21 protein-coding genes and 1 pseudogene are annotated in these 26,468 nt (G+C 71.5%); 9 read left to right on the top strand and 13 right to left on the bottom strand.

The features are described from left to right. Nucleotides 1–19 precede the first annotated feature (19 nt). Together ACWIGU_RS27260 and ACWIGU_RS27255 are read right to left on the bottom strand one after the other, a co-directional pair. A complete protein-coding gene (locus ACWIGU_RS27260; RefSeq protein ID WP_454404307.1) occupies nucleotides 20–1,981 on the bottom strand; it encodes an amylo-alpha-1,6-glucosidase in 1,962 nt (653 codons plus the stop codon). Next, nucleotides 1,978–3,450, bottom strand: a complete 1,473-nt coding sequence (locus ACWIGU_RS27255; RefSeq protein WP_454404306.1) for an MGH1-like glycoside hydrolase domain-containing protein — start codon at nucleotides 3,448–3,450, stop codon at nucleotides 1,978–1,980. The genes ACWIGU_RS27260 and ACWIGU_RS27255 overlap by 4 nt, the downstream gene beginning before the upstream one ends. A gap of 125 nt (nucleotides 3,451–3,575) precedes the next feature. On the opposite strand from ACWIGU_RS27255, the gene ACWIGU_RS27250 reads away from it, so the two are divergent. Together ACWIGU_RS27250 and ppdK are read left to right on the top strand one after the other, a co-directional pair. Then, entirely contained in the window at nucleotides 3,576–4,838 is a 1,263-nt protein-coding gene (locus tag ACWIGU_RS27250; protein ID WP_454404305.1) for an ROK family protein, read from the top strand. A gap of 394 nt (nucleotides 4,839–5,232) precedes the next feature. After that, complete coding sequence (gene ppdK, locus ACWIGU_RS27245) at nucleotides 5,233–7,950, top strand: pyruvate, phosphate dikinase (protein ID WP_454404304.1); 2,718 nt, start codon at nucleotides 5,233–5,235, stop codon at nucleotides 7,948–7,950. Nucleotides 7,951–8,190: 240 nt separating this feature from the next. Here ppdK and ACWIGU_RS27240 read toward each other — a convergent pair whose 3' ends face one another. Beyond that, nucleotides 8,191–8,382: an Arc family DNA-binding protein gene (locus ACWIGU_RS27240; RefSeq protein WP_454404303.1), complete on the bottom strand. Its 192-nt coding sequence runs from the start codon at nucleotides 8,380–8,382 to the stop codon at nucleotides 8,191–8,193. Between the two features lie 28 nt (nucleotides 8,383–8,410). Between ACWIGU_RS27240 and ACWIGU_RS27235 the strand changes: the two genes are divergently transcribed. Further along, the gene (locus tag ACWIGU_RS27235; protein ID WP_454404302.1) at nucleotides 8,411–9,274 is read left to right on the top strand and encodes an RNA-guided endonuclease InsQ/TnpB family protein; all 864 of its coding nucleotides are present in this window, start codon (nucleotides 8,411–8,413) and stop codon (nucleotides 9,272–9,274) included. A 10-nt stretch (nucleotides 9,275–9,284) separates the two neighbouring features. On the opposite strand, the pseudogene ACWIGU_RS27230 reads toward ACWIGU_RS27235, so the two are convergent. Continuing rightward, a pseudogene (locus ACWIGU_RS27230) lies at nucleotides 9,285–9,560 on the bottom strand (discoidin domain-containing protein); the annotation flags it as partial. A gap of 171 nt (nucleotides 9,561–9,731) precedes the next feature. On the opposite strand from ACWIGU_RS27230, the gene ACWIGU_RS27225 reads away from it, so the two are divergent. After that, nucleotides 9,732–10,646 carry an oxidoreductase gene (locus tag ACWIGU_RS27225; protein WP_454404301.1) on the top strand — a complete coding sequence of 305 codons (915 nt, stop codon included), beginning with the start codon at nucleotides 9,732–9,734 and terminating at the stop codon, nucleotides 10,644–10,646. Nucleotides 10,647–10,679: 33 nt separating this feature from the next. Here ACWIGU_RS27225 and ACWIGU_RS27220 read toward each other — a convergent pair whose 3' ends face one another. Next, the gene (locus tag ACWIGU_RS27220) at nucleotides 10,680–11,237 is read right to left on the bottom strand and encodes a hypothetical protein (protein WP_454404300.1); all 558 of its coding nucleotides are present in this window, start codon (nucleotides 11,235–11,237) and stop codon (nucleotides 10,680–10,682) included. Nucleotides 11,238–11,457: 220 nt separating this feature from the next. Here ACWIGU_RS27220 and ACWIGU_RS27215 point away from each other — a divergent pair, with 220 nt between their 5' ends. The 3 genes from ACWIGU_RS27215 to ACWIGU_RS27205 all read left to right on the top strand — a co-directional run bounded on the left by ACWIGU_RS27215 (nucleotide 11,458) and on the right by ACWIGU_RS27205 (nucleotide 14,521). Beyond that, nucleotides 11,458–12,705 (top strand): ABC transporter substrate-binding protein, encoded by a 1,248-nt coding sequence (locus ACWIGU_RS27215; RefSeq protein ID WP_454404299.1) that lies wholly within the window; start codon nucleotides 11,458–11,460, stop codon nucleotides 12,703–12,705. 110 nt (nucleotides 12,706–12,815) lie between these two features. After that, entirely contained in the window at nucleotides 12,816–13,685 is an 870-nt protein-coding gene (locus tag ACWIGU_RS27210) for a carbohydrate ABC transporter permease (protein WP_454404337.1), read from the top strand. Continuing rightward, on the top strand, nucleotides 13,682–14,521 hold the full coding sequence (locus ACWIGU_RS27205) for a carbohydrate ABC transporter permease (RefSeq protein WP_454404298.1): 840 nt from the start codon (nucleotides 13,682–13,684) through the stop codon (nucleotides 14,519–14,521). The genes ACWIGU_RS27210 and ACWIGU_RS27205 overlap by 4 nt, the downstream gene beginning before the upstream one ends. Before the next feature lie 28 nt (nucleotides 14,522–14,549). On the opposite strand, the gene nirD is transcribed toward ACWIGU_RS27205, so the two are convergent. From nirD to ACWIGU_RS27180, 5 genes are all read right to left on the bottom strand, one after another. Beyond that, complete coding sequence (gene nirD, locus ACWIGU_RS27200) at nucleotides 14,550–14,912, bottom strand: nitrite reductase small subunit NirD (RefSeq protein WP_454404297.1); 363 nt, start codon at nucleotides 14,910–14,912, stop codon at nucleotides 14,550–14,552. Next, nucleotides 14,909–17,455: a nitrite reductase large subunit NirB gene (gene nirB / locus ACWIGU_RS27195; protein WP_454404296.1), complete on the bottom strand. Its 2,547-nt coding sequence runs from the start codon at nucleotides 17,453–17,455 to the stop codon at nucleotides 14,909–14,911. Before nirB ends, nirD begins: the two co-directional genes overlap by 4 nt. A 1-nt stretch (nucleotide 17,456) precedes the next feature. Further along, nucleotides 17,457–18,680 (bottom strand): NAD(P)/FAD-dependent oxidoreductase, encoded by a 1,224-nt coding sequence (locus ACWIGU_RS27190; RefSeq protein ID WP_454404295.1) that lies wholly within the window; start codon nucleotides 18,678–18,680, stop codon nucleotides 17,457–17,459. A gap of 98 nt (nucleotides 18,681–18,778) precedes the next feature. After that, nucleotides 18,779–19,423 (bottom strand): class F sortase, encoded by a 645-nt coding sequence (locus tag ACWIGU_RS27185; RefSeq protein ID WP_454404294.1) that lies wholly within the window; start codon nucleotides 19,421–19,423, stop codon nucleotides 18,779–18,781. Nucleotides 19,424–19,556: 133 nt separating this feature from the next. After that, a complete protein-coding gene (locus tag ACWIGU_RS27180; protein ID WP_454404293.1) occupies nucleotides 19,557–20,078 on the bottom strand; it encodes a hypothetical protein in 522 nt (173 codons plus the stop codon). 290 nt (nucleotides 20,079–20,368) lie between these two features. Between ACWIGU_RS27180 and ACWIGU_RS27175 the strand changes: the two genes are divergently transcribed. Further along, nucleotides 20,369–21,007: an NADPH-dependent FMN reductase gene (locus tag ACWIGU_RS27175; RefSeq protein WP_454404292.1), complete on the top strand. Its 639-nt coding sequence runs from the start codon at nucleotides 20,369–20,371 to the stop codon at nucleotides 21,005–21,007. A 64-nt stretch (nucleotides 21,008–21,071) separates the two neighbouring features. Here ACWIGU_RS27175 and ACWIGU_RS27170 read toward each other — a convergent pair whose 3' ends face one another. Further along, complete coding sequence (locus ACWIGU_RS27170; protein WP_454404291.1) at nucleotides 21,072–22,712, bottom strand: M4 family metallopeptidase; 1,641 nt, start codon at nucleotides 22,710–22,712, stop codon at nucleotides 21,072–21,074. A gap of 166 nt (nucleotides 22,713–22,878) precedes the next feature. Between ACWIGU_RS27170 and cutA the strand changes: the two genes are divergently transcribed. After that, nucleotides 22,879–23,208 (top strand): divalent-cation tolerance protein CutA, encoded by a 330-nt coding sequence (gene cutA, locus ACWIGU_RS27165; RefSeq protein WP_454404290.1) that lies wholly within the window; start codon nucleotides 22,879–22,881, stop codon nucleotides 23,206–23,208. Nucleotides 23,209–23,391: 183 nt separating this feature from the next. Here the strand turns inward: cutA and ACWIGU_RS27160 are convergent, their stop codons facing one another. Both ACWIGU_RS27160 and ACWIGU_RS27155 read right to left on the bottom strand, forming a co-directional pair. Then, complete coding sequence (locus ACWIGU_RS27160) at nucleotides 23,392–23,943, bottom strand: DoxX family protein (RefSeq protein ID WP_454404289.1); 552 nt, start codon at nucleotides 23,941–23,943, stop codon at nucleotides 23,392–23,394. Nucleotides 23,944–24,024: 81 nt separating this feature from the next. Further along, the gene (locus ACWIGU_RS27155) at nucleotides 24,025–26,139 is read right to left on the bottom strand and encodes a molybdopterin oxidoreductase family protein (protein WP_454404288.1); all 2,115 of its coding nucleotides are present in this window, start codon (nucleotides 26,137–26,139) and stop codon (nucleotides 24,025–24,027) included. Nucleotides 26,140–26,468: the final 329 nt, after the last annotated feature.

Below are 26,468 nucleotides of genomic sequence, written 5' to 3'. Positions count from 1 at the left end.
CCCCGGTCACCGCGACCGGCTAGAAGACCGCCGTGAGCAACGCCAGTGGTGCCGCCGCCGACCGTGACTCGCGCTCGCACGCGTGCGGATAGGGGACGGGCGCCGGGTACGACTCCCGCGCGTACCCGGCGAGCACCTCGGGCAGCCGGTGGCCGGAGGCCGCTGCGGCCTCCACCAGCGCGTTCGCCACCGTCCGCGCCTCGTCGTGCAGCCCGTAGCGGGCGAGCCCGAGCGCTATCAGCGCGTTGTCGTGCGGCCACACCGAGCCCCGGTGGTAGGAGAGCGGATGGTAGGCGGCCTGCCCCGCCGCGAGCGTGCGCACCCCCCAGCCGGAGAAGAAGTCGGGCTCCAGGAGACGCCGGCCGACCAGTTCTCCGTACTCCTTGTCGAGCAGGCCCGACCACAGGAGATGGCCCGCGTCGGACGCCAGCGCGTCGACGTGCCGCCCCTCGCCGTCCAGGGCGAGCGCGGGGAACGCGCGGTCCGCCATCCAGAAGTCCCGCTGGAACCGGTCCCGCAGATCCGTCGCCGCCTGCTCCAGAAGGTCCGCGTACACCGGGTCGTCCCAGGCGGTGCGGGCGAGCGCGGCCGTGCGGCGCAGCGCGTCGTACGCGTAGCCCTGGGCGCCCGCCGCCGTCACGGGTCCCGTGGGGCGGCTGCCGTCGGCCGAGCAGATGGCGCCCGGCGAGTCCTTCCAGTTCTGGTTGGCGAGGCCGCCCCGGTCGGCGCGGTAGACGAGATAGCCGCGTGAGGTGAGGCCGCCGTGGTCGAGCATCCAGCTGACGGCGGCCCGCGCGTGCGGTTCGAGGCGGCGGGCCGTGGCCAGGTCGCCGGTCCGGTCCGTGTACGCGCCGAGCAGGACGAGGAAGAGGGGCGTCGCGTCGACGGAGCCGTAGTAGCGGGCGAAGGGGACCTGGCCGAAGTGCGCCAGCTCGCCGTGCCGCACCTCGTGGACGATCTTGCCGGGCTGGGCCACCGCGCCCTCGGTGGACTCCGTGGCCTGCGTCGCGGCGAGCACCGGGAGCGTCGCGGCGGCCAGCCCCGGCCGGTAGGGGAGGGCGAACAGGGAGGTCAGGAGCGCGTCACGGCCGAGGAGCGTGAGGAACCAGGGGACGCCCGCGCCCGGCACACTCAGCCGCTCGCCGTCCGGGCCGGTGGCCGGGACCTGGAGCACGGCCAGGTCGGCCAGGCCCCTCGTGCACGCCGCCGCGAGTCCGGGCCAGGCGGCGGGCAGGGTGACGTCCCGGGTGAACTCCTCGGTGCGCGCGGCGAGTTCGGCCGCCGCGTCGGCGGGGGACGCGGGCACCGGGGTGCGGGGGGTGCCGTGCGGGCGGGCCGCGACGCGCAGGTTCAGGTCGGCCGTGCCGTGCCCGGCCAGTTCGAGGGACCAGACGAGGCGGCGGGCGCCGGTGCCGGTCTCCTCGACGGCGTCGGGCGCGGGCTCCGCGGTCACCGTGGTCGACGAGCGCCACTCGCCCCGCCGGTAGCCGAACCGGACGCCGTCCTCCAGGACCGACCGGGAGCGGACCGCGCCGGTCTTCGTGTACGTGCGGTGGTCGGCGCGCAGCTCGAACTGGTCGGTGAAGTCGGCGTCGACGGTCAACGCGAGCCGTACCGTCGTCGGCGCCGCGCGGTTGGAGACGACCCGCAAGGTCTCGACGAACGCGCTGTCCGCCACGGCCTGTTCGCGGAAGAGCGTGTACGCGGGCGGCTCCAGGCGGCCGCCGCGCGGCACCAGCACACAGCGCGCCACACCCTCGCCGGACCGCCCGCCCGCGTCCCCGCCAGGCTGTCCGGCGGGCGTGAGCACCTCGGGTGCGGCGCCGTCCGCCGTGAGCTGCCAGCGGCTGAGGTGCCGGCCGTCGCGCACGAACATGCCGTCGGGCGAGCCGGATCCGCGTACGCCGCTGATGTCGCCGCCGGGGCCGATCGCCGCGAACGTGGCGCCCCGCACGAGCAGTTGATGCTGTCGGTCCGTCATCCCCAGGTCCCTCCCTCGTGCCGCTCCCGCGGCTCCTGCAGCAGATCCAGGGCGAGCGCGGCGCTCCAGGCGAAGCCGCGCGCGCCGCAGCCGCGTCCCGTGTACGGATCCACGTACTCGGCGAAGGCCGTGTCGAGCGCCGTGCCGAGCAGCGCGGTGCGCAGGCGTTCGGCCTCCGCGTGCTCGCCGTGGAGGCGCAGGCCGCACTCGATCAGCCAGTTCGTGTTGAACCAGGCCGGTCCGCGCCAGTAGCGGTGCGGGTCGAAGGCCGGTCCCGTCAGGTCGTAACTCGGCACGAGCCGCACCGCGGTGCCGAGGCCGAAGCGGGGGCCGCGGGCGGTGCGCAGCAGTCCGGCACTCACGTGCCGGGGGAGCGTCGGCAGGATGAGCGGGATCAGGCCCGAGACGCCGTACTCGGGGATCAGGGCGGGGGGTGAGGACCGGCCGGCGGTCCGGGGTGTGTCGTGTCCCGGTGCGCGGGGCGCGTGGTGGCCGCCGGTCGCGCCGCCGCGCAGGTCGCGGCAGAAGAACATGCCCGTCGCCGGGTCCCACAGGCGCTCGACCAGCGCTGCCGTGAGGCGTTCGGCGCGGGCGTGGCGGGCCGTGCCCGCGGCGCCGAGTTCGCAGGCGATGCGGGCGAGGGCGTGTTCGGAGGCGATCAGGAGGGCGTTGAAGGAGGGATCCTCTACGGCGAACTCGCCCTGCCCGTCGGCGTATTGGCCGTTCCGGTAGTCCGTGGCCAGGCGCACGTACCGGCCGTAGTCGAGGTCGGTGGGGCGGTCGTCGGGCGCGCCGTGCTCCAGGTCGGCGCGGCGGAACGCGCGCGCGGGCGCCGGGGCGATCCGGCTCAGCGGGGCGTCCCAGCACGGGCTGTTGTCCATGCCCTGCTCCCAGGGATGGATCACGCTGGCGAGGCCGCCGCCGCCCAGGTCCCTGCGGTGCAGGAGGTAGCGGTGCCAGGCCGCGAGCTTCGGATAGACGCGGGCCAGGAACGAGCGGGACCGGGACAGGCCCGGGTCGGCCCGGTGCACGAGCCAGGCCGCCAGCGCGTGCACCGGCGGCTGCACGATGCCGGAGGTCTGCACGGAGCGCGGCGCTCCGGCCGCCCGGCCCGACGTGGAGGAGCGCCAGAAGTCGGGGCTGGGAAAGTAGGCGTCGAGAGGGACGGAGGGGTTGAACACGATGTGCGGCACCCGGCCGTCGCCCCACTGCGCGTCGAGCAGCGTCTCCAGCTCCAACTGGGCGCGCAGCGGCGACACATGACGTGACCCGATGGCGACGAACGCGGAGTCCCATGACCACTGGTGCGGATAGAGGGTGCGGGAGGGGACCGTGGACGTGCCCGTCCAGTTCGTCTCCAGGACCCGTGCCGCCCGCTCGCGCAGCGCGGCCCGCTCGAGCGAGGGCGCGGCGACGGCATCGGAGGCGCGGCGCACAGCCGCACCGGTCCGCCGGGTTGTGCGGTCCACACGAACTCCCACGGTCTGTCAGTTACGCCGTATCCAGCATAGAGTTACGTCTACTTAACCAGCAAAACCCAATATGTAACGCGCAGTTGATGAACGCAAGAGATGGATGAACGCAAGGAGTGCGGATGGCCGGGGACCGGACGAGAGAGCGGCCGCGGAGCCAGGCGAGCGCCGGGGATCTGCTGCACCTCGTGCGCAGCGGCCGGGCGACCACGCGCGGCGCGCTCCAGGAGGCCACCGGGCTCTCCAGGGCCACCGTCGGCCAGCGCCTCGACCGGCTCTTCCGGGCGGGCTGGCTGCGTGAGGGCGCGGGAGGTCCGGCCGGGTCGCCCACGGGCGGGCGGCCCTCCCTGCGCCTGGAGTTCGACGACGCCCACGCGGTCGTGCTCGCCGTCTCCCTCGACACCCGGCACGCGCGCGCCGCCGTCCTCACCCTCACCGGCGAGCTGCTCGCCGAGCGCTCCGGCGCCCTGTCCGTCGACGAGGGGCCGGAGCGGGTGCTCGGCGCGCTCGGCGGCTGGTTCGCCGGGCTGCTGATGGAGGCGGGGCGGAGCGCGGACGCGGTGTGCGGCATCGGGCTCGGGGTCCCGGGTCCCGTGGACAGCGCCACGGGCCGCGTCGTACAGCCGCCGATCATGCCGGGCTGGGACGGCTACGACATCAGGGGCCGCCTGGGCCGCGCCTTCGCCGAGGAGACGGGCGGCGGGGGCGATGTACGTGATGCGGGTGACGCAGACGGCGCAGGCGGCGTCCCCGTTCTCGTGGACAACGACGCCAACCTGATGGCCTACGGCGAGCAGCGCACCGGACACCCGGACTGCGCGGCCTTCGCCCTCGTCAAGGTGTCCACCGGCATCGGCGCCGGCGTCGTCGTCGGCGGCCGGATCTACCGGGGCGTCGACGGGGGAGCGGGCGACATAGGGCATATCCGGGTGCCCGAGGGCGCGGGCGCCCTGTGCCGGTGCGGCTCGTACGGGTGCCTGGCCGCGGTGGCCAGCGGGCGCGCCCTTGCGCGGCGGCTCACGGAGGCCGGGGTGCCGGCGGAGTCGGGATCGGATGTGCGGGAGCTGCTCGCCGAGGGGCACCCCGAAGCGGTGCGCCTGGCACGGGAGGCCGGGCGCAGCGTGGGAGAGGTCCTGGCGACGGTGGTGACCCTGCTCAACCCGGGGGTCCTGATGATCGCGGGGGATCTGGCCGGAACCCCCTTCCTCACGGGCGTACGCGAACTGCTCTACCAGCGGGCCCTGCCGCGCTCCACCGCTCATCTGGACGTGGTCACCGCGCGGCTCGGCGAGCGGTCTGCCCTGGTGGGGGCGGGTGCGCTGGTCGTGGAGCACCTCTACGCGCCGGACCGGGCGGAGGAACGGCTCGCGGCGCTCGGCCTGTGAACGCCCGCTTTGCGTCCGGATGCTGACATCGTGGGGCCCCGAAACGGCGTGATTCTCGCCACCCCTGATAGGGGTGACGCTCAGATGAGCAACTTGAAGGCGGCTGTACGTTTCTAAGGCATGGCACTGAGTGCCACCGTTCGATCATTTACAACTTGAACTCATATGAGTGCTTAGTGCGCTCACATGAGCGATATTCGGGATCTACGGGGGTTGTGTCTTCAGGAAGTGAAGGCAAGGTCGGAAGTGTCGCCCCCCGTTAGTTACTTTCGATCTAGCGGCGGACGGGTGGTTACGGCCGTATGACGCGCAAGTGGACGTACCCAGATGCCTTCGATCTGGGTATGTTCCTCGCCGTCAGGGCAGCCACCGAGTCATCGAGGAGTCGAGACCCGTGTCGGAAAACAAAGATCCCCACGTAGCGAAGTTCGTTTACGACTTCACCGAGGGAAACAAGGACCTCAAGGACCTCCTCGGCGGGAAGGGGGCGAACCTCGCGGAGATGACCAACCTCGGTCTGCCGGTTCCTCCCGGCTTCGTCATCACCACTGAGGCCTGCAAGGTCTACCTCGACAGTGGCGATGAGCCGGTGGCACTGCGTGACGAGGTGAGTGCGCACCTCGACGCCCTTGAGCAGAAGATGGGCAAGAAGCTCGGCCAGGCCGACAACCCCCTTCTGGTGTCGGTCCGTTCGGGCGCGAAGTTCTCCATGCCCGGCATGATGGACACCGTCCTCAACATCGGACTCTCCGACAAGTCCGTCCTCGGCCTGGTCAAGCAGTCCGGCGACGAGCGGTTCGCGTGGGACTCCTACCGCCGCCTGATCCAGATGTTCGGCAAGACCGTCCTGGACGTCGACGGAGAGCTCTTCGAGGACGCCCTCGACAAGGCCAAGGCCGCCAAGAAGGTCACGGTCGACACCGACCTCGACGCCTCCGACCTCAAGAAGCTGGTCACCCGCTTCAAGAAGATCGTGAAGACCGAGGCCGGCCGGGACTTCCCGCAGGACCCGCGCGAGCAGATGGACCTCGCCATCCACGCGGTCTTCGACTCCTGGAACACCGACCGCGCCAAGCTCTACCGCCGCCAGGAGCGCATCCCCGGCAACCTCGGCACCGCGGTCAACATCTGTTCCATGGTCTTCGGCAACCTCGGCCCCGACTCGGGCACCGGCGTCGCCTTCACCCGCGACCCCGCCTCCGGTCACCAGGGTGTGTACGGCGACTACCTCCAGAACGCGCAGGGCGAGGACGTCGTCGCGGGTATCCGCAACACCGTGCCGCTCGCCGAGCTCGAGTCGATCGACAAGAAGTCGTACGACCAGCTCATGCAGATCATGGAGACGCTCGAGACCCACTACAGGGATCTCTGCGACATCGAGTTCACGATCGAGCGCGGCCAGCTGTGGATGCTGCAGACCCGCGTCGGCAAGCGCACCGCCGGTGCCGCCTTCCGCATCGCGACGCAGCTCGTCGACCAGGGCCTCATCGACGAGGCCGAGGCGCTCCAGCGCGTCACGGGCGCCCAGCTCGCGCAGCTGATGTTCCCGCGCTTCGACGAGAACGCGAAGGTGGAGAGGATCGGCCGCGGTATCGCCGCCTCGCCGGGTGCCGCCGTCGGCAAGGCCGTCTTCGACTCGTACACCGCCGTCAAGTGGTCGCGTTCGGGCGAGAAGGTCATCCTGATCCGCCGCGAGACCAACCCCGACGACCTCGACGGCATGATCGCCGCCGAAGGCATCCTCACCTCGCGCGGCGGCAAGACGTCGCACGCCGCCGTCGTCGCCCGCGGCATGGGCAAGACCTGTGTCTGCGGCGCCGAGGACCTCGAGGTCGACACCAAGCGCCGCCGGATGACGGTCGGCGGGCAGGTCATCGAGGAGGGCGACGTCGTCTCCATCGACGGCTCCACCGGCAAGGTCTACCTCGGTGAGGTGCCGGTCGTCCCGTCCCCGGTCGTCGAGTACTTCGAGGGCCGCATGCACGCCGGCGCCGACGACGCCGACGAGCTCGTCGGCGCCGTGCACCGGATCATGGCGTACGCGGACCGTGTCCGCCGGCTGCGGGTGCGCGCCAACGCGGACAACGCCGAGGACGCGCTGCGCGCCCGCCGCTTCGGCGCGCAGGGCATCGGCCTGTGCCGCACCGAGCACATGTTCCTCGGTGAGCGCCGCGAGATGGTCGAGCACCTGATCCTCGCCGACACGGACGCGGAGCGCGAGGAGGCCCTCAAGGAGCTCCTGCCGCTCCAGAAGAAGGACTTCGTCGAGCTGTTCGAGGCGATGGACGGGCTCCCGGTGACGGTGCGCCTGCTCGACCCGCCGCTGCACGAGTTCCTGCCCGACATCACCGAGCTGTCGGTGCGCGTCGCCCTCGCCGAGTCCCGCCAGGACGCCAACGAGAACGACCTGCGGCTGCTGCAGGCCGTGCACCGCCTGCACGAGCAGAACCCGATGCTGGGCCTGCGCGGTGTCCGTCTCGGCCTCGTGATCCCGGGCCTGTTCGCCATGCAGGTACGGGCCATCGCCGAGGCCGCCGCGGAGCGCAAGAACGCCAAGGGCGACCCGCGCGCCGAGATCATGATTCCGCTCGTGGGCACGGTCCAGGAGCTGGAGATCGTCCGCGAGGAGGCCGAGCAGGTCATCGCCGAGGTGCAGGAGCAGACCGGCGTCGAGCTGAAGCTGGCGCTCGGCACCATGATCGAGCTGCCGCGCGCCGCGCTGACGGCCGGGCAGATCGCCGAGGCCGCGGAGTTCTTCTCCTTCGGCACGAACGACCTGACGCAGACCGTCTGGGGCTTCTCCCGCGACGACGTGGAGGCCTCGTTCTTCACGGCGTACCTGGAGAAGGGCATCTTCGGGGTCTCGCCGTTCGAGACCATCGACAAGGACGGCGTCGGCAGCCTCGTACGCAACGCCGTGGAGGCCGGCCGCGCCACGCGGCCCGACCTCAAGCTCGGCGTCTGCGGCGAGCACGGCGGTGACCCGGAGTCGGTCCACTTCTTCCACGAGGTCGGCCTGGACTACGTCTCCTGCTCGCCGTTCCGTATCCCGGTCGCCCGCCTCGAGGCCGGCCGTGCCGCGTCGACGTCGACGGGCAGCGACCACCGGTAGGAACCGGTCCGCAAAACTCCGGAGCCGTTGTCTGGGTGCCCGACCCTCACGAAAGGCAGCGGCTCCGGTGCACCGAAGGAGAGGGCGGTACCCCTTGTGCGGGGGGTGCCGCCCTTTCGTGCGGGCGGGGACGGGCGCTCTTGGGGGTTCTGTGATGTCCGTTCCCTTGTGGGGCCCGGAAGGCAAGTGGTGTAGTCCACCTTGCTTTCGGGCAGGGTGCCCGGCCCTTCAGGGCCGGGATCAATGCCCGCTCCCGCGTAGCGGGGCAGGGGTAGCCGAATCGCCGCCAGGGCGATCCGGCGTATCACCCGGCTCGACCGCACGGCGCACGAGGGACACCAGCCAGGAGTTCAGGGAGCGGTCGTCTGCGACGGCAGCGTCCTTCGCGGCGTCGTAGAGGTCTTCGGGGAGGCGGAGATTGAACTTGATCACCCATCAAGTGTGGCCCTACAGTGGGGCCATGTCCAGATTCCGTACGCACCCGACGCGCGAGCAGGAAGAGCAGATGCTCTTGCACTGCGCGCACGCCCGGTATGTCTGGAACCTCGCCGTCGAGCAGCATTCGCACTACCAGAGGTACAAGGCTCGCTACCGCCCGGACGGGAAGACGAACGGTGCCCCCGGCTTCGCCGAGCAATGCCGCCAGCTCACCGATGCCCGGCGCGAGCATGAGTGGCTTGGGGCCGGGAACGCTGACGTGCAGCAGCAGGCGTTGAAGGACTTCGCCAAGGCCAAGAGCGCGTTCTTCACATCCGGGTTCGGTGAACCGACCTGGCGCAGGAAGTTCACGCACGAGGGCTTCCGGGTGATCGGCACCGATCGGGTCCCAGAGTTCGAGGCGGACGGCTCACCGAAGCTGAACACCAAGACCGGCAAGCAGGTCATGGGCCGCTCCGTCGTCGTGCAGAAGCTCAACCGCCGGTGGGCACAGGTGAAGGTACCCGGCTGTGGCTGGGTGCGGTTCCGGCTCAGCGTCAAGGGCAAGGGCACGCAGCTCCCGAAGGCGAAGACGTTCCGGATCACCTTCCGCAACGGCCAGTGGCACATCGCTTTCGCGGTCATCCCCGACCCGATCGACGCACCCGGCAGAGGTGAGGTCATCGGAATCGACCGGGGAGTGAAGATCACCGCCGCCCTCTCGGACGGCCGGAAACTGAACTGCCCGCAGCTCACCGTCAAGGAGCGCGCCCAGATCCGCAAGCACCAGCGTCGCGCCGCCGCGGATCGTCCTCGACTGGGAGACGGCCGCGGGACGGGACTACGACCTCCAGGTCTCCGCCGACGCCACCGGCTCGTCCTGGCGCACCGTCGCCGCACGCCGTGACGGAGACCTCGACGGCGTACGCGGTGCCGTGGTCCTGCCCCCATTCGACACGCACGCGCTGTACGGGCCGGCTCCGGCCGAGGTCGACGGCCAGCCAGGGAGCGCGCTCGCGGCCGCTGGTCCACCGGGTGACCGGGCTGCCGTCGGTGGCGGCCTTGGGGCCTGGGTTGGAATCCCCCTCTTTTAAGAGGGGGAGGATGTCAAAGCTGGAGCAACGGCTGGTACGGGTAGGTTCGAACCGGTAGAGCGAGTACCCGTACGCCGTCTGCCGCTTCACCCCGAGCATCCGCACCCGCCGCGCCTGCACGGCGTCGAGGTCGACCGTGTCCACCCCGGCCGTGGTGCGCGTGCGGGGCTGAGCACTCCGGGAGGGGAAACGGGGGTGCGGCCTTCCGCATCTACTGGCCGGTAAGTACAGTCGGGCACCCCCGTATCCCCTCGTCCAGGGAGCACAGCCATGACCGGCTGGAACGCGAGCGACATCCCCGACCAGAGCGGCCGCACGGCCGTGGTGACCGGCGCCAACAGCGGCATCGGCTACATCACGGCACGCGAGCTGGCCCGCAAGGGCGCCCACGTCGTCCTCGCCTGCCGCAGCGAGGCGCGGGGTACGGCAGCCGTCGGCCGGCTGCGCTCCGAAGTGCCGGGCGCGCAGGCCGAGTTCGAGCAGCTCGACCTGGGTGACCTGTCGTCCGTGCGGAAGTTCGCCGCAGCGCACGGCAGCGGGGAGCGGCTCGACCTGCTGGTCAACAACGCGGGCGTGATGGCGCTGCCCCTCGGGCGGACCGCCGACGGCTTCGAGACGCAGTTCGGCGTCAACCACCTCGGCCACTTCGCGCTGACCGGGCTGCTCCTGCCCCGGCTGCTCGACACACCCGGCGCGCGCGTCGTCAGCGTCTCCAGCGGCATGCACGCCCTCGCGGACATCGACATCGCGGACCTCAACAGCGAGCGCCGCTACCGGCGCTGGATCGCGTACGGCCGTTCCAAGACGGCGAACCTGCTGTTCATCCACGAGCTGGCGCGCAAGCTGGCGGCGCGCGGGTCCGACGTCGTCGCGGCGTGTGCGCACCCGGGGTACGCGTCCACGAACCTTCAGACGCGCGGCGTGCGCATGGAGGGCCGCAAGGCCGTCGAGCGGGTCGTCGAGCTGGGCAACCGGGTCATCGCCCAGCCGGCCGAGGCAGGCGCGCTGCCCACGCTGTACGCGGCGACGGCACCCGGTGTGCGCCCGGACTCGTTCACCGGGCCGTCCCTGATGATGTGGCGCGGGGCGCCCGCGAAGTCGTGGCGGGCCCGCCGGACCCTCGACGACGTGGCGGGGGAGCGGCTGTGGGCGGCGTCGGAACAGCTGACGGGCGTGACGTTCTAGGGCGAACCACCAGGCCTTCGCGCCGGACAGGCCCTAGTCCAGCTCCGACGCCTCGAACACCGCGCGGGCCGCGTCGCCGTCGATGCGGGCCGCGAGGCGGTCGACGACCGGGGTGCCGCAGCGGAGCAGCCCGCTCGCGCGGGCCCGGCGCGCGCCCGTCTCCAGGCGGTGCCAGACGACGGGGTTGTCGGTGAGCACCTTCGGGTCCAGTTCGACACGTCCGCCGAGCGCGTCCCGCAGCACGAGCCGCGGCGTCACCCCTTCGCTGTGGCGCACCGACGTGAGCAGATCCGTGCAGACCCGCCGTGTGCCCCAGACGCCGCGCACGGCGAGCCAGCCGGGACCCGCGCTGACCAGCGGCGGATGCAGCACGGCGTGCAGCAGCGCCGACAGTCCCGCCCACAGCCCGGCCCGCGCCGCGCTGAGCGTGCCGTTGGCCATGTCGATCACCAGGATCAGGCAGAACAGCGTGAGGGCGCAGAACACCGCCGCCCGCAGATCGGCGGCCCACCGCCGGTCCCGCACCACCGTGTCGCGCGAAGCCGGCGCCGCCGCCCGCCCGCGGGATCCCGCCCTCGGCTCTCGTCCCATGCAGCGCACCGTAAGCCCGTGCGGTGCCCCAGGTCAGCACTCTTGACGTGCCGCTGATCCGGCGGCCGCGCACGTTGACGCCGTGCTGACGGAAGGGCCGACATACGGCTGTAGTCCCTCTGTCGTAATCCCGGCGCATGGTTGATCGTTGGGCCGTCGGAATCCGTGGACGCCGAAAGAAGCCGGCGTTCAAGAGCAGCGACAAGCAGGGGGACGATCAATGACCATCAGCCGCAGGGGACTGTTCGGGACCGGCGCCGCGCTGGGGCTGCTCACCGCGTGCGGCTCCCATACGGGCCGGGACGACGGAGGGTCGGGCGGCGAGCCGGAGCTGGCGCAGTGGTACCACCAGTACGGCGAGCAGGGTACCGAGCAGGCCGTGAAGAAGTACGCCGCCGCGTACGGGAAGGCGCACGTCACCGTCCAGTGGCGGCCCGGCAACTACGACGAGCAGACCGCCGCCGCGCTCCTCACCGGCTCGGGCCCCGACGTCTTCGAGGTCAACGGGCCCAGCCTCGACCAGATCCAGGGCCGGCAGATCGCCGACCTCACCGGCCTGTTCGAGGGGGTCCGGGACGACTTCAACCCGGCGGTCCTCGCTCCGAAGACGTACGACGGCAGGATCTGGGCGATCCCGCAGGTCATCGACATGCAGATGCTCTACTACCGCAAGAGCCTGCTCGCCGACGCGGGCGTCGAGCCGCCCAGGACGCTCGACGCGCTCGTGGACGCCGCGAGGAAACTCACCTCGAAGAAGACGAAGGGCCTCTTCCTCGGCAACGACGGCGGCGCGGGCGTCCTCGGCGGTACGCCTCTGTACGCGGCCGGCCTCGAACTCGTCACCGAGGACGGCAAGGTCGGCTTCGACGACCCGGCCGCCGCGCGAGCCCTCGGCAAGATCCACCAGCTGTACGCCGACAAGTCGCTGCTCCTGGGCGCGCCGTCCGACTGGTCCGACCCGTCGGCGTTCGTCCAGGGCCTGACCGCCATGCAGTGGTCGGGCCTGTGGGCCCTGCCCACCGTGCAGAAGGAACTCGGCGACGACTTCGGCGTGCTGCCCTTCCCGAAGGACGGCGCGGGCGGGCCGTCGGTGCCGGTCGGCGCGTACGGCGCTGCGGTCTCCACCCGTGGCAAGCACCAGCAGGCCGCGAAGGACTACCTCAGGTGGCTGTGGATCGACCGCACCGAGTACCAGGAGGACTTCGCCCTCTCGTACGGCTTCCACATCCCGGCCCGCATCTCGCTGGCGAAGAAGGCCGCGAAGCTGCGGAAGGGCGCGGCGGCCGACGCCGTCCGCTTCACGACCGACCACGGCTACGCCCAGCCCCTGAGGTGGACACCCGCAAGCCAGACCGCGTACCAGGACGCCCTGAGCCGCATCATCAAGGACGGCGCGAGCCCGGACAGCGAGCTCAGGAGAGTCGTGCGGAAGGTGTCGGCCGAGCTCGACCGCGTGAAGAAGAAGTGAGCCTGCGCCAGGAGGGCCGCCGCCAGGCGATCCCTCGGCAGAGAGGCCGCGGGCAGGGCGGCACGGCACGGAAGTGGGCCGGCGTCCAGAACCGCACTCTCTGGTTCTGGATCTTCGTCGGTCCCTTCCTCCTCGGCCTCGGCGTCTTCACATACATCCCGCTCGGCTGGAGCGTCTACCTGAGCTTCTTCGACGCGCACAACACCGTCACCCCGAGCGACTTCGTCGGCCTCGGCAACTACACGGCGATGCTGAAGAACGAGGCCTTCACCGACAGCCTGTGGACCTTCCTCGTCTTCTCGCTCTTCATCGTGCCCGCGACCTACGCGCTCTCGCTCGCCCTCGCCCTGATGGTGAACCGGCAGCGCCGCGCCCAGGCGTTCTTCCGCTCGGTCTTCTTCCTGCCCGCCGCCTGCTCCTACGTGGTGGCGGCCCTGATCTGGAAGATGTCTCTCTTCAACGGGGTGCGGTTCGGGCTCGCCAACACCGTCCTCGGCTGGTTCGGCGCCGACCAGATCGCCTGGCTGTCGACGACCGACCCGCCCTGGTACTGGGCCGTCATCGTCACCGTACGGCTCTGGCTCCAGGCCGGCTTCTACATGGTGCTGTTCCTCGCGGGGCTCCAGCGCATCAGCCCCAGCCTCTACGAGGCGGCGGCCGTCGACGGGGCGCGGCCCGGCTGGCAGGTCTTCCGGCACATCACGTTCCCGCAGCTGCGGGCCACCTCCGTGGCGGTCGTCCTGCTCCTCGTCATCAACGCCTTCCAGGCCTTCGACGAGTTCTACAACCTGCTCTCGGACGCCCGCGGCTATCCGCCGTACGCCAGGCCCCCGCTCGTCTACCTCTACTACACGGCGCTCGGCCAGGGGCAGAACCTCGGGCTCGGCAGTGCGGGCGCGGTGCTGCTCGCCCTGATCATCGCGGTGGTGACGGTGGGTCAGGCCAAGTGGTTCGGCCTCGGCCGCAAGGAGGCACAGTGAGGGACACATCCCGGGTCAGGGCGGGCCGCGCCCTGCGCCTCGCCCTGCTGATCGCGCTGGCGCTCCTTTTCCTGATCCCGTTCTACCTCCTGGTACGCAACGGGCTCGCGGCAGAGAGCGACATCACCTCGCCCGAGTGGACGTTCTTCCCGTCCTCGCTGCGCTGGGGAAACGTGCGGGAACTCTTCGCCGACCCGTCCGTCCCCTACGCCCGCTCCCTGCTCAACTCCGCACTCATCGCGGTGGCGACGACGCTCGGCACCCTGCTCCTCGCCTCGCTCGCCGGCTACGGCCTGGCCCGCATCCCCTACCGGCATGCGAACAAGGTCTTCTACGCGGTCCTCGGCACCCTGATGGTCCCGGCCGCGGTCACCTTCGTACCGAGCTTCGTGCTGGTCTCGTCACTGGGCTGGATCTCGACGCTGCGCGGCCTGATCGTCCCGACCCTGTTCTCCGCGTTCGCGTGCTTCGTCTTCCGCCAGTACTTCCTCGGTTTTCCGGGGGAGCTGGAGGACGCGGCGCGCGTCGACGGGCTCGGCTACTGGCGTACGTACTGGCGGGTGGTCGTGCCCAACTCCCGGCCCGTCTTCGCGGCCGTCGGCACCATCGTCTTCATCGGCGCGTGGAACTCGTTCCTGTGGCCGCTGGTCATCGGCCAGGACCGCAACGCGTGGACCGTCCAGGTGGCACTGTCGTCCTTCACCACGGCCCAAGTGGTGCGGCTCCACGAGCTGTTCATCGCGGCGGCCGTGTCGATCGTGCCGCTGCTCGTGGTGTTCCTGTTCTTCCAGCGGTGGATCGTGGCGGGGGTGGAACGCTCGGGCATCGACGACTGACCGTCCGAGCGTCACCCCCAAGACGTGGTCAGGCGCTCCGGGGCGTTGCCTGTACGCGGAACGTGTCCACCGCGTGGTCCTCGTCGTCGAGGCACGTGCCGCTCTCCAGGTCGAAGCGCTGCTTGAGCAGCGGTGACGCGACGAACGGGCGGCCCTGCGACGAGCCGATCAGGCCGCGCGAGAGGACCGCGGCGCCCGTGAACGGGTCACGGTTGCCGACTGCGTACAGGCGGCCCGAGCGGTCCAGGAACACGGCCGCCTGCCGGCCGTCGGGGAGCAGCGCCGCGACCCCGCGGCCCGGGGTCAGCCGGGCCAGCTCGCATACCGTGAACCAGGCGTCGCCCAGGTGGAGTTGCACCATCACGGCGGTCTTCTCGGGAGCGACGGTCATGACGTCACCGATCCTTCCAGGGGGCGGGAGCCGATGGAGAGCAGGGGCAGGTCGGGCTTGATCTGGTCGCGCTCCGGGACGAACCGCACCAGCGGGTCCGGGGCGTCGGGCGCGTTCACGAAGGACACGAAGCGCTCCAGGCGCTCCGGGTCGTTGATGGTGTCGGCCCACTCGTCGCGGTAGTGCGCGACATGGTCGGCCATCAGGGCCTCCAGCTCGTCGCAGAGGCCGAGGGAGTCGTGCACGACGACGTCCCGTACGTGGTCGAGGCCGCCCTCGATCCGCTCCAGCCAGCCCGCCGTGCGCTCCAGGCGGTCGGCCGTGCGGATGTAGAACATCAGGAACCGGTCGATCAGCCGGATCAGCTCGGCGTCGGACAGGTCCTGCGCGAGGAGGTCGGCGTGGCGCGGGGTCGCGCCCCCGTTGCCGCCCACGTACAGGTTCCAGCCGTTGGCCGTGGCGATCACCCCGAAGTCCTTCGACTGGGCCTCCGCGCACTCGCGCCCGCAGCCCGACACGGCCGACTTCAGCTTGTGCGGCGCCCGCAGACCCCGGTAGCGCAGCTCCAGGTCGATCGCCATGCGCACGGAGTCCTGGACGCCGTAACGGCACCACGTCTGCCCCACGCACGACTTCACCGTCCGCAGCGCCTTGCCGTACGCGTGGCCCGACTCGAAACCGGCGTCCACCAACCGCGTCCAGATCAGGGGCAGTTGCTCGACCCGCGCGCCGAACAGGTCGATCCGCTGGCCTCCGGTGATCTTTGTGTAGAGGCCGAAGTCGCGCGCCACCTCGCCGATCACGATGAGCTTCTCCGGGGTGACCTCGCCGCCGGGGATGCGGGGCACGACCGAATAGGAGCCGTTCTTCTGGAGGTTGGCGAGGAAGTGGTCGTTCGTGTCCTGGAGGGCCGCCTGCTCGCCGTCGAGGACATGGCCGTCGGCGCCGATCGTCGGGGCGAGCGAGGCGATGATCGAGCCGACCGCCGGCTTGCACACCTCGCACCCCTCGCCGCCGCGCGCGCCGTCACGCCCGTGCGTGTCGAGCAGCTCCGCGTACGACGCGATCCGCTTGACCCGGACGATCTCGTACAGCTCGGCGCGCGTGTGCGGGAAGCAGCCGCACAGGCCCTTGTCGCCGCTCTGGGGCAGCAGCCGGCCGATGAGCTTCACGCAGCTGCCGCAGCCCGTACCGGCCCTGGTGCACTTCTTCACCTCGGGCAGCGTGGCGTGCGCCTGGATCGCTTCCTTGGTGACGTTGTGGCACGAGCAGATCACCGCGTCGCCGGGCAGCGCCTCCGGGCCGAGCGCCACCGGCGCCCCCGCCCCCGCGGGCAGCACCAGCTGCTCGGGAGCCACGGGCGGCACCGAACCGGTCAGCGCGCGCAGCGTCCCGTACGCCTCCGCGTCCCCGACCAGGATCCCGCCCAGCAGCTCCCCCTGCGGACCCACGACCAGCTTCTTGTACGTGCCCGAGCGCGAGTCCGAGTAGACGACGTCGAGGCAGCCGTCGGCCGCGCCGTGCGCGTCGCCGAACGACGCCACGTCCACGCCGAGCAGCTTCAGCTTCGTCGACAGGTCGGCACCGGTGAACTGCCCGTCCTCCGACGCGATCGAGGCGGCCACCGTCTGCGCCATCTCGTAGCCCGGCGCGACCAGGCCGTACACGCGGCCGTCCACGGCCTGCGCGCACTCGCCGATCGCGTACACCGCCGGGTCGCTGGTGCGGCAGCGCTCGTCGACGGTGATGCCGCCGCGTTCGCCGACGGTGAGCCCCATGTCGCGGGCGAGCTGGTCGCGCGGCCGTACGCCCGCCGAGAACACCACCAGGTCGGTCGCCAGTTCCGAACCGTCCGACAGCTTCATGGCGCGCACCGCGCCGTCCTCGCCGCCGGTCAGGATCTCCTGCGTGCCGACGCCCGTGTGGACGCTCAGGCCCATGCCGGTGATGGTGCGCAGGAGGGCCGCGCCGCCGCCCTCGTCGACCTGCACCGGCATGAGGCGCGGCGCGAACTCCACGACGTGCGTGTCGAGGCCGAGGCCGCGCAGGGCGCCCGCCGCCTCCAGGCCGAGCAGCCCGCCGCCCACCACGGCCCCGGTCGTGGCGTGCTTCTTCGCGTACTCCTCGATCGCGAGCAGGTCCTCGATCGTGCGGTACACGAAACAGCCCGTCGCGTCCTTGCCGGGCACGGGCGGCACGAACGGGTAGGAGCCGGTCGCGAGGACGAGGGTGTCGTACGTGATCTGGAGACCGGAGCGCGCCGTGACCGTCCGCGTATCGCGGTCGATGTGCTCGGCGGGGTCCTTGAGGTGCAGCTCGATGCCGTGCCGGGCGATGAACTCCGCGTCCGTGAGCGAGAGTTCGTCCGGTGTGCGGCCCGAGAAGTACGAGGTGAGCTGGACCCGGTCGTAGGCGGGGCGCGGCTCCTCGCACAGCACGACGACGCGGTGCGTGTCCGTGAGCCCGCGCTCGGCCAGGGCCTCGAGGAAGCGCTGGCCGACCATGCCGTGGCCGACGAGGACGAGTGTGGGCATGGTGGGCATCTCAGAGGCCTCCGTCGTGAGTGAGCAGGTGGAGCAGGGGTGCGCCGTCGTCGGGCAGCGGGTCGTCGGCCTCCCAGGCCCGGGCGAGCGCCCCGACCGTGCCGAGCTCGCCGACCAGCACCCCGCCGACGAGCCGGTCACCGCGGACGACGACCTTGCGGTACGTGCCGCGGGTCGCGTCCGCGAGCTGCACGACGTCGTCACCGGGCAGCGCCTCGGGCTCCCCGAACGCCGCGAGGTCGAGCGGCCCGGCCTCGTGCGGCAGGGTCAGCCGGGTGAGAGTGCGGGTGCCCGCGTAGGGGTGCCGACGCCCGCAGAGCAGGTTCTCGGCGAGCGCGTCGGCCTGTTCGACGGCGGGGGTGGCGAGCCCGTAGACGCGGCCCGCGTGCTGGGCGCAGTCCCCGACCGCGCGGACGCGGGGGTCCGAGGTGCGCAGATCGTCGTCGACGACGATCCCTTCGCGCACGTCGAGCCCCGCCGCCAGCGCGAGCCCCGTACGGGGACGCACCCCGCACGCGAGGACCGTCAGATCCGTGCCGAGAACATAGCCGTCGGCGAGCTCGATGCTGCGGACCGCCCCGTCGACGACGCGCACGCCCCGTACGCGGCACTGCGTGTGCACCTCGACGCCGAGCGCGGTGAGGTGCTCGTGCACGAGACGCGAGGACCGCGGGTCGAGCTGGCGCTCCATCAGGCGCTCGGACTGCTGCGTGAGCACGACCTGGGCGCCGCGCCGGGCGAGCGCACGGGCCGCGGACACCCCGAGGAGCCCGCCGCCGACGACGACCGCGCGCACCCCGGGGACCACCGCCCGCGACAGCGCCAGGCAGTCGTCCATGGTGCGGAAGGCGTGCACCCCGCCCGGCAGCTCAGCCGCACCGGGCGCGAACAGGCCGCGCAGAGGAGGCAGGACCGGGTTCGACCCGGTGGCGAGCACGAGGGTGTCGTACGGGACGTCGGAGCCGTCCTCGCAGCGCACCACTTGCTCGTCGCGGTCGATACGGACGGCGCGGGTCCGCAGGTGGGTCCCGGTGTGGCGGGGCAGCGCGATGACGTCGGCGCCGTAACTGCCCGCGAGGACCTCGGCGAGCAGCACCCTGTTGTACGGGGCGTGCGCCTCCTCGCCGATGAGTACGGCGGCAGCGCCCAGGCGCCGGGCGAGCCGGGTGCCGGCGAGGCCGGTACCGATCACCACCACGCGCCCGGGGTCCGTCGAATAGGTCATGCACGGCAGCCTGCGGGGCCGGTGTTACCCGGCCGGATCCCTGCCGTTTCCCACGGGGAACGCTGCGCTCAGCACACACGAGGAGGGAGTGTGAGGGCTCAGCGGCTGCCCGTCAGATGCGCGAACACCACGACGTTCCCCCGGTAGCCGGTCTGCTGCGAGTAGCCTCCCCCGCAGGTGATGACGCGCAGCTCGGGCCGGTCGGCCGCGCCGTACACCCTCTCGTCGGGGAAGGCGCTGGCGTCGTAGGCCTCGACGGCGTCGACGCTGAACACGGCGACGGAGCCGTCGCGGCGGTCGACCTCGATGGTGCGGCCCCTGGTCAGCGCGCCCAGGTCGTAGAAGACGGCGGGTCCCTCGGCGTTGTCGACGTGGCCGGCCACGATCGCTGTGCCGCGGACGCCGGGCGCGGTCCCGGCCTCGTACCAGCCGGCCAGGTTCTTCCGCTGTGGCGGCGGGACGCCCAGGCTGCCCTGCGGGGTCAGGGCGAGCCCCATGAGCGGCGCGTCGACCCGGATCGAGGGGATGCGGATGCGCTCGGGGGGCGAGGAGGAGAGAGGGGCCGCGCCGGGCGGCTCGTGGCCGGTGCCGGGGAGCGCCGACCCGGCCTGCGCCGTGGACGGCTGCGGCGGTCCGTGTATCTCGGTGCCCTGGAGCAGCAGCCAGGCGCCCAGACACAGGGCGAGAGCGGTGACCGCGGCTATGAGCCCGCTGCTGAATATGCGACGGCGCGCCTGAGGCATCGGCTTCTCCAGGTCGAAATAGGTGGGGTCGCCTTCCTCTCCCGGCCGCTCGAGGGGGTGCGGCCGGGAGAGGAGAGGACAAGCGGTACCAGGGGGCCGGAGGGACAGCGGAGGTCGTCCGTCCGGCCCCCTGTCAGATCCCTTCGCCTCTCGCCCGGCGATGCAGGAGCCAGGTACCGCCCGCGGCGGCGACGGCAAGCGCTGCCACTCCCGCCGCGGTCTTCACGGGGTCGGTGCCGAGCGCGCCGCCGACCCCTGTCTTCACATGGCCCTTCGGATGGACCTGGTCCGGCGAGGAGGCGAGCGCGACCATCAGATCGCCCGTCACCTGCCCGCCGCCGGAGCACTTCGCGACGATCTCGTAGGTCCCGGGCTGCGCCGACGGAGGTACCTGGAACCGCCCCACGGCGTCCTTCGCCCCGGAGCCCGGGGCGAGCGTGAAGGTGCCCGCGCCGACCGCGCTCGCGTCCCCGGCGGCGGCGCGGCTCGCACCGCACGCGGTGGTGTTGACGGTGACCGTGGCGCCCGCGGCGGCGTTCGCCGGGTAGACCTCGAGACCGCCCGAGCCGCTGTTGCCGGCGTACGAGGGCGCAGCGGTCAGTGCCGCGGCGGCCGCGGCGAGCGCGGCGGCGGTCAGCAGGCGGGATGTGCGCATCGTGTCGTGCTCCTCCGAGGGGGCACGGCCCGCGGCACCCCCAAGTGCCGCTGCGTCGGTCACGCCCCTGCCCTACCGAGGTAAGTGGCACTCGCCCCTGAACGCCTCCTGATGCACCATCAGAAAACCGGTGAAAGGGCGTCATCTGACACCCCGGCAGGACATTCCAGCAGGTCACCGGCGTGTCGAAGAAAAGAAGCCGAAGGGGGAGCGGACGCCGGTGAACGGGTGACCGTACCCGCGCGGCGCCCGCTTGACCTCAACCAAACTTCAGGTACAAGGCTTGCCCCATGAACACCACAGCGGTGCAGACCGCAGCCCCCGTCACCGTCCCCGTTTCCGCCCCCACCGAGACCCCCGTACGGGTCGCAGTCGTCATCGGCAGCAACCGCGAGGGCCGCTTCGGCCCGGTCGTCGCCGACTGGCTCGTGTCCCTGCTCGGGGAGCGCCCCGACCTCACCGTCGACGTGATCGACGTAGCCGCCACCGACCTGCCCACCGCGCTCTCCTACGACCCGTCCGCCGAGGTGCGGGCCGAGCTGGCCAAGGTCACCCCGAAGCTGGCCGCGGCCGACGCCTTCATCGTCCTCACCCCCGAGTACAACCACTCCTACCCGGCGTCCCTCAAGAACGTCATCGACTGGCACCACGCCGAATGGCAGGCCAAGCCGGTCGGCTTCGTCTCCTACGGCGGCATCTCCGGCGGCCTGCGCGCGGTCGAGCACCTGCGCACCGTCTTCGCCGAGCTGCACGCCGTCACGGTCAGGGACACCGTCTCCTTCACCCATGCGGGCAGCCACTTCGACGAATCCGGCGCCCACCGCGACCCCGAGGCGCCGGCCGCCGCGGTGAAGGCGATGCTCGACCAGCTGGCGTGGTGGGCGAAGGCGCTGCGGGAGGCGAAGGAGGTACGCCCGTACGGCAGTTGAGATCGGGCAGCCGAAGGCCCCCGCAGCCGATGGCTGCGGGGGCCTCCCTCACCCATGCGCGATGTCAGCCCACGGACACGGCGGACCAGGTCGCGGCCACGGCGGCGTACTCCGCGCTGCCGGCGCCGTACAGGTCCTTCGCCGCACTGAGGGTCGCCGTGCGGGCGCCCGCGTAGTTCGTCGAGGACGTCATGTAGACGGTCAGGGCCCGGTACCAGATCTTGCCGAGCTTGTCCTTGCCGATGCCGGTCAGCGTCGAGCCGTTGCACGTCGGGCTGTTGTGCTGGACGCCGCCGATGACCTTCGGCCCGCTGCCCTCGGCGAGCAGGTACGCGAAGTGGTTGGCGACCCCGGACGAGTAGTGCACGTCGAGGTTGCCGACCGACGAGCTCCAGCAGTCGGCGGAGTTGCCGTCCTTGCTGGGCTTGTCCATGAAGCGCAGCGCCGGCTGGCCGAAGCCGGGCTTCACGATCTTCTCGCCGATGAGCCAGTCACCGGGGTCGGACGCGTTGTTGGCGTAGAACTCGACGAGCGTGCCGAAGATGTCGGACGTCGCCTCGTTGAGACCACCGGACTCGCCCGAGTACGTGAGCCCCGCGGTCTTCGACGTGACGCCGTGCGACATCTCGTGCCCGGCGACGTCGAGCGCGACGAGCGGCCCGAACGTCGACCCGTCACCGTCGCCGTACGTCATGCAGAAGCAGGTGTCGTCCCAGAAGGCGTTGTTGTAGTTGCTGCCGTAATGGACGCGGTTGTACGAGCCCTTGCCGTCGCCGCCGATGCCGTTACGGCCGTGGACGTTCTTGTAGTAGTCCCAGGTCGTGTCGGTCCCGTACTGGGCGTCCACGGCGGCCGACGACCGGTCGGAGTTCGCGCCCGTGCCCCAGTGGTTGTCGGCGTCGGTGAACACCACCGCGGGAGCGCGGCTCCAGCAGATGGTCAGGATGCAGCCGTCGGTCTTGTTCTGCGCGTCACCCGAGTAGGTGCCGCCCCGCGTCGCATCCTTGAGCTGGTACGTCGACCCGGACTGCGTCGTCTCCAGCGGGACCGTGCCCGAGTAGAGGGACTTCCCGTCGCCGGTCGCGGTCTCGATGCTGTCCCAGGCGTCGATCTGCTTGCCGGTGGTGGCGTCGGTGAGGACGACGCGGGCGACCGGGTTGCCGAGCGAGTCCTTGCCCGCCGTGTCCGTGCGCCACGCCAGCTTCGGCGCGCCGTGCAGCGCGTCCACGACGAGCGCGGGCCTGGCGACGACCTTGTGCAGGAGCTCGCCCGGATTGGCGGCGCGCAGCGCGGCGGTGGCGATGTCGGCGGCCTTCGGGGCGGGGAGCCCCGGCGTCACGCTCGGCACGGAGAGGTCGCCGAGGACCGCGCGGTTCGCGGAGCGGTAGCCGCCGTCGCGGTTCAGATGGACGACGAAGTCACCGCCGAGAACGGGCAATTGACGGTAGGTGCGGTTGTAGCGCACGTGCTGGGTACCGTCGGGGTCGACGACGACGTCCCGCACGGAGGTGCCCTGAGCCGAGGTGAGCCCGAGGCCGGCGCCCACCGCGCGCAGCGCGGCCGTGGCGTTCCGGACGGCGTCGGCCCGGGTGGGCGGGGCGGTGTCGGCGCCAGCGGTGGGGGCGAGGGCGGCGGCCAGCAGGGTGGCGGCCGCCGTGGCTATGCCGGCGGTGGTGAGTCGCGATGTGGTCCGGGCAGGTCTCATCGGGCTCCTAGTGACGGCGCGCGGGCGCGCTGAGGGAGGTCACACTGATGACGTCTCAGATTTAAGGGTCCATGACATGTCATGTCCATAGCGCCCCCGTGGTGGAGCTGTGAATAGGTGTTCACGTGCAGAATCGAGGAGCGCACGGCCTGTGAAAGGAACGGACATGAACGCACTGGCCCTGACGGTCCTCACCACGACCGACGACGAGGCCAAGGCCCGCGCCCTGGCCGCGGGAGCGGTCGAAGCACGCCTGGCGGCCTGCGCCCAGATCGCGGGCCCGGTCACCTCGGTCTACCGCTGGCAGGGCAACACGGAGACCGCCCAGGAATGGCAGGTGCTCCTCAAGACCAGGGCCGACGGCTACGAGGCCCTGGAGTCATGGCTGGTGGAGGCGCACGACTACGACACCCCGGAGATCATCGCGACACCGGTGGTACGGGGGAGCGCCGCGTACCTCGCGTGGATCGAGGCAGAGACGGGCGGAACGGCATGAGCCGGAAAGCCCGACGGCCCGAGCGCGTCAGCACCCGGGCCGCCATGACTCACCGGCTCACAGCCAACCGGCTCACCAGCCAGCAGGCTCACAATCAACCGTCCAACGGCCAACGGCCGACCGGCTCACCGATTCACACCCGCACTTCACCGATCAGCGGCCGCACTTCACCGATTCACGGCCTCACTTACGCAACAGCAGTGTGATCCCCGCCACCACCACGCCGAGCGCCACGGCGCCGATGCCGTATCCGAGGCGGTGGGACCGAAGCCCCGGCAGAAAGCGGTCGAAGGCGATGCGGCCGGGGCCGGTGAGGGCGAGCGCCACCGCGCCGAGGGCGATCAGGAGCTCGTACTCGATGCCCTGCGGCGCGAAGAATCCGCCGCCCCACTTCACGGCGATGGCGTTGACCAGGGTGCCGGCCACGGCCGCGGCGGCCAGCGGGGTGAGCAGGCCGAGCACGAGGCCGAGCCCGCCGAGGGTCTCGCTGAGCCCGGCGACGACGGCGAACGCTTTCGGCGACGGGTAGCCGGACGCGGCGAAGAACTGCCCGGTGCCGTCTATCCCGCCCCCGCCGAACCAGCCGAAGAGCTTCTGTGCGCCATGCGCGGCGATGGTCAGGCCGAGGGCGAGGCGCAGTACGAGAAGACCGAGGTCATAGGCGTGGGCGGGCGCGGCAGGGGTGGGGGTGCCGGGCGCGCGGAGCGGGCCGAGCTGGTTCGCGAGAGAGGTCACGTGGGGGTCTCCTGACTCGGAAAGGGAAACATGCTTGAACTTTCAAGCTACGATCCAAGCTAACCGCCCGCCCGCGATGTTTCAAATGTGAACGACAGCGTCCGAGCGGTCACCGGAGACGGAGGAGTCGGTACCGGCCGCCTCGACCCGTACCGCGCACACCTTGAACTCCGGCATCCGGGACGTCGGATCGAGCGCGGGGTTGGTCAGGCTATTGGCGCGCCCGGCCCCTGGCCAGTGGAACGGCATGAACACCGTGTCGGGCCGGATGCCCGCGGTGATCCGGGCGGGCGCCTCGGCCCGCCCGCGCCGGGAGACGACGGCGACCGGCTCGCCCTCCGCCACCCCGATCCGCGCGGCGAGCCGCGGATGCAGCTCCACGAAGGGGCCGGGCGCGGCGGCGTTCAGCTCGGCCACGCGCCGGGTCTGCGCACCCGACTGGTACTGCGACACGACGCGCCCCGTCGTCAGATGGACCGGGAACTCGGCGTCCGGCTCCTCGGCAGCCGCGCGATGCGAGACGGCGACGAACCGGGCCCGCCCGTCCTCGGTGGCGAACCGTTCCAGAAAGAGCCGGGGCGTCCCGGGATGTTCCTCTTCAGGACAGGGCCAGAACACCCCGTCCTCCTCGACGAGCCGCCGATAGGAGATCCCCGCGTAATCAGCGGCTCCCCCCTCCGAAGCCAGCCTCAACTCCTCGAAAACCTCCTCAGGATCGGCCGGAAACCCCTTCTCCACTCCCAGCCGCCCGGCCAGCTCACGCAGCACCTCCAGATCGCTCCTCACGCCTTCCGGAGGCGAGAGCGCCCGACGCCGCAGCAGCACACGCCCCTCCAGACTGGTCACGGTCCCCGTCTCCTCGGCCCACTGGGTCACGGGAAGCACCACATCGGCAAGAGCGGCGGTCTCGGAAAGCACCACATCGGCCACGGCCAGAAAGTCGAGCGACCGCAACCGCTCCTCCACGTGCGCGGCGCGCGGCGCGGACACCACCGGATTCGACCCCATGACCAGCAGAGCCCGTATGTCACGCCCCAGCGCGTCGAGCAGTTCGTACGCGGAACGGCCGGGGCCGGGAAGGGAGTCGGGGTCCACGCCCCACACGCCGGCCACGTGCGCACGCGCCGCAGGGTCGGTCAGCTTGCGGTACCCGGGCAGCTGGTCGGCCTTCTGCCCGTGCTCGCGCCCGCCCTGCCCGTTGCCCTGCCCGGTCAGGCACCCGTACCCGGAAAGGGGGCGCCCGGCGCGCCCGGTCGCGAGACACAGGTTGATCCAGGCGCCCACGGTGTCAGTGCCCTTGGACTGCTGCTCGGGCCCGCGCGCGGTGAGGACCATGGCGGCCTCGGGCTCGCAGAACATCCGTACGGCCTCGCGCAGTTGAGGCACGGCGACCCCGGTCACGCGCTCCACGTACTCGGGCCAGTGCGCCATCACGGCGGCCCGTGCGTCCTCCCAGCCGCGTGTCCGCGTACGCACGAACTCCTCGTCGACCCGCCCCTCGGTCACCACGAGATGCAGCATGCCGAGGGCCAGGGCGAGATCGGTCCCGGGCCGGGGCGCGAGATGGAGGTCGGCGAGCTCGGCGGTGCGCGTGCGGCGGGGGTCGATGACGACCAGCGTGCCGCCGTTCTCCCGCAGTTCGTTCAGATAGCGGACAGCAGGGGGCATGGTCTCGGCCATGTTCGACCCGACCAGGACCACACATCCCGTACGCGGAATGTCCTCCAGGGGGAACGGCAGCCCGCGGTCGAGCCCGAACGCGGCGAGCTGCCCCGCCGCGGCGGACGACATGCAGAACCGCCCGTTGTAGTCGATCTGCGAGGTCCCGAGCACGACCCGGGCGAACTTCCCGAGCCCGTACGCCTTCTCGTTGGTGAGCCCGCCCCCGCCGAAGACCCCGCACGCGTCCGGGCCATGAGCCGAACGCGTACGGGAGAGCCCGTCGGCGACACGGTCAAGCGCCTCACCCCAAGACGCGGCCTCGAGCACGCCGCCTTTGCGAACGAGCGGCCCACTCAACCGCGCCCCCGGCTCCAGCACGGCGGCGGCGGTACGCCCCTTCCCGCACAGGGCACCACGGTTGACGGGAAACCCGGCACGCTCCTGGACCTCGACAGCACCGGAGGCAGTCGGGACGAGATCCATCCCGCACTGAAGGGAGCAGTAGGGGCAGTGGGTGGGCGTAACAGTGAGCATGGGACCAGCCTGCGCGCACGCTGTTACGCGACAGCCCCCGCCCGATTACACACAAGGCACGACGCCCTCATAGCGCCACCGGCGGCCCGGTGAGAACAACGGCGGATCAGCCGCAAAAACCGTCGGGAGGGACGTGGGGGTGTGTCCGCCCGCAGCACGGAGGTGCGGGCGCCGGTCAAGGGACAAGTGGCGGAGGCGCCGCGATGGCGAGGACGGACACGGCCCCGCGGCCCCGCCCCACGTCACACGAGGCGCACCAGCGACGAGCCTTCCGAACCCAGGGCTCCCGGATCCCGCACCAGCGACGAGCCTTCCGAACCCGACGAGCC

The organism is Streptomyces sp. NPDC055400, from assembly GCF_053644375.1.
The sequence above is the reverse complement of the archived record's forward strand: the minus strand, read 5'-3'. Positions and strand labels throughout refer to the sequence as shown.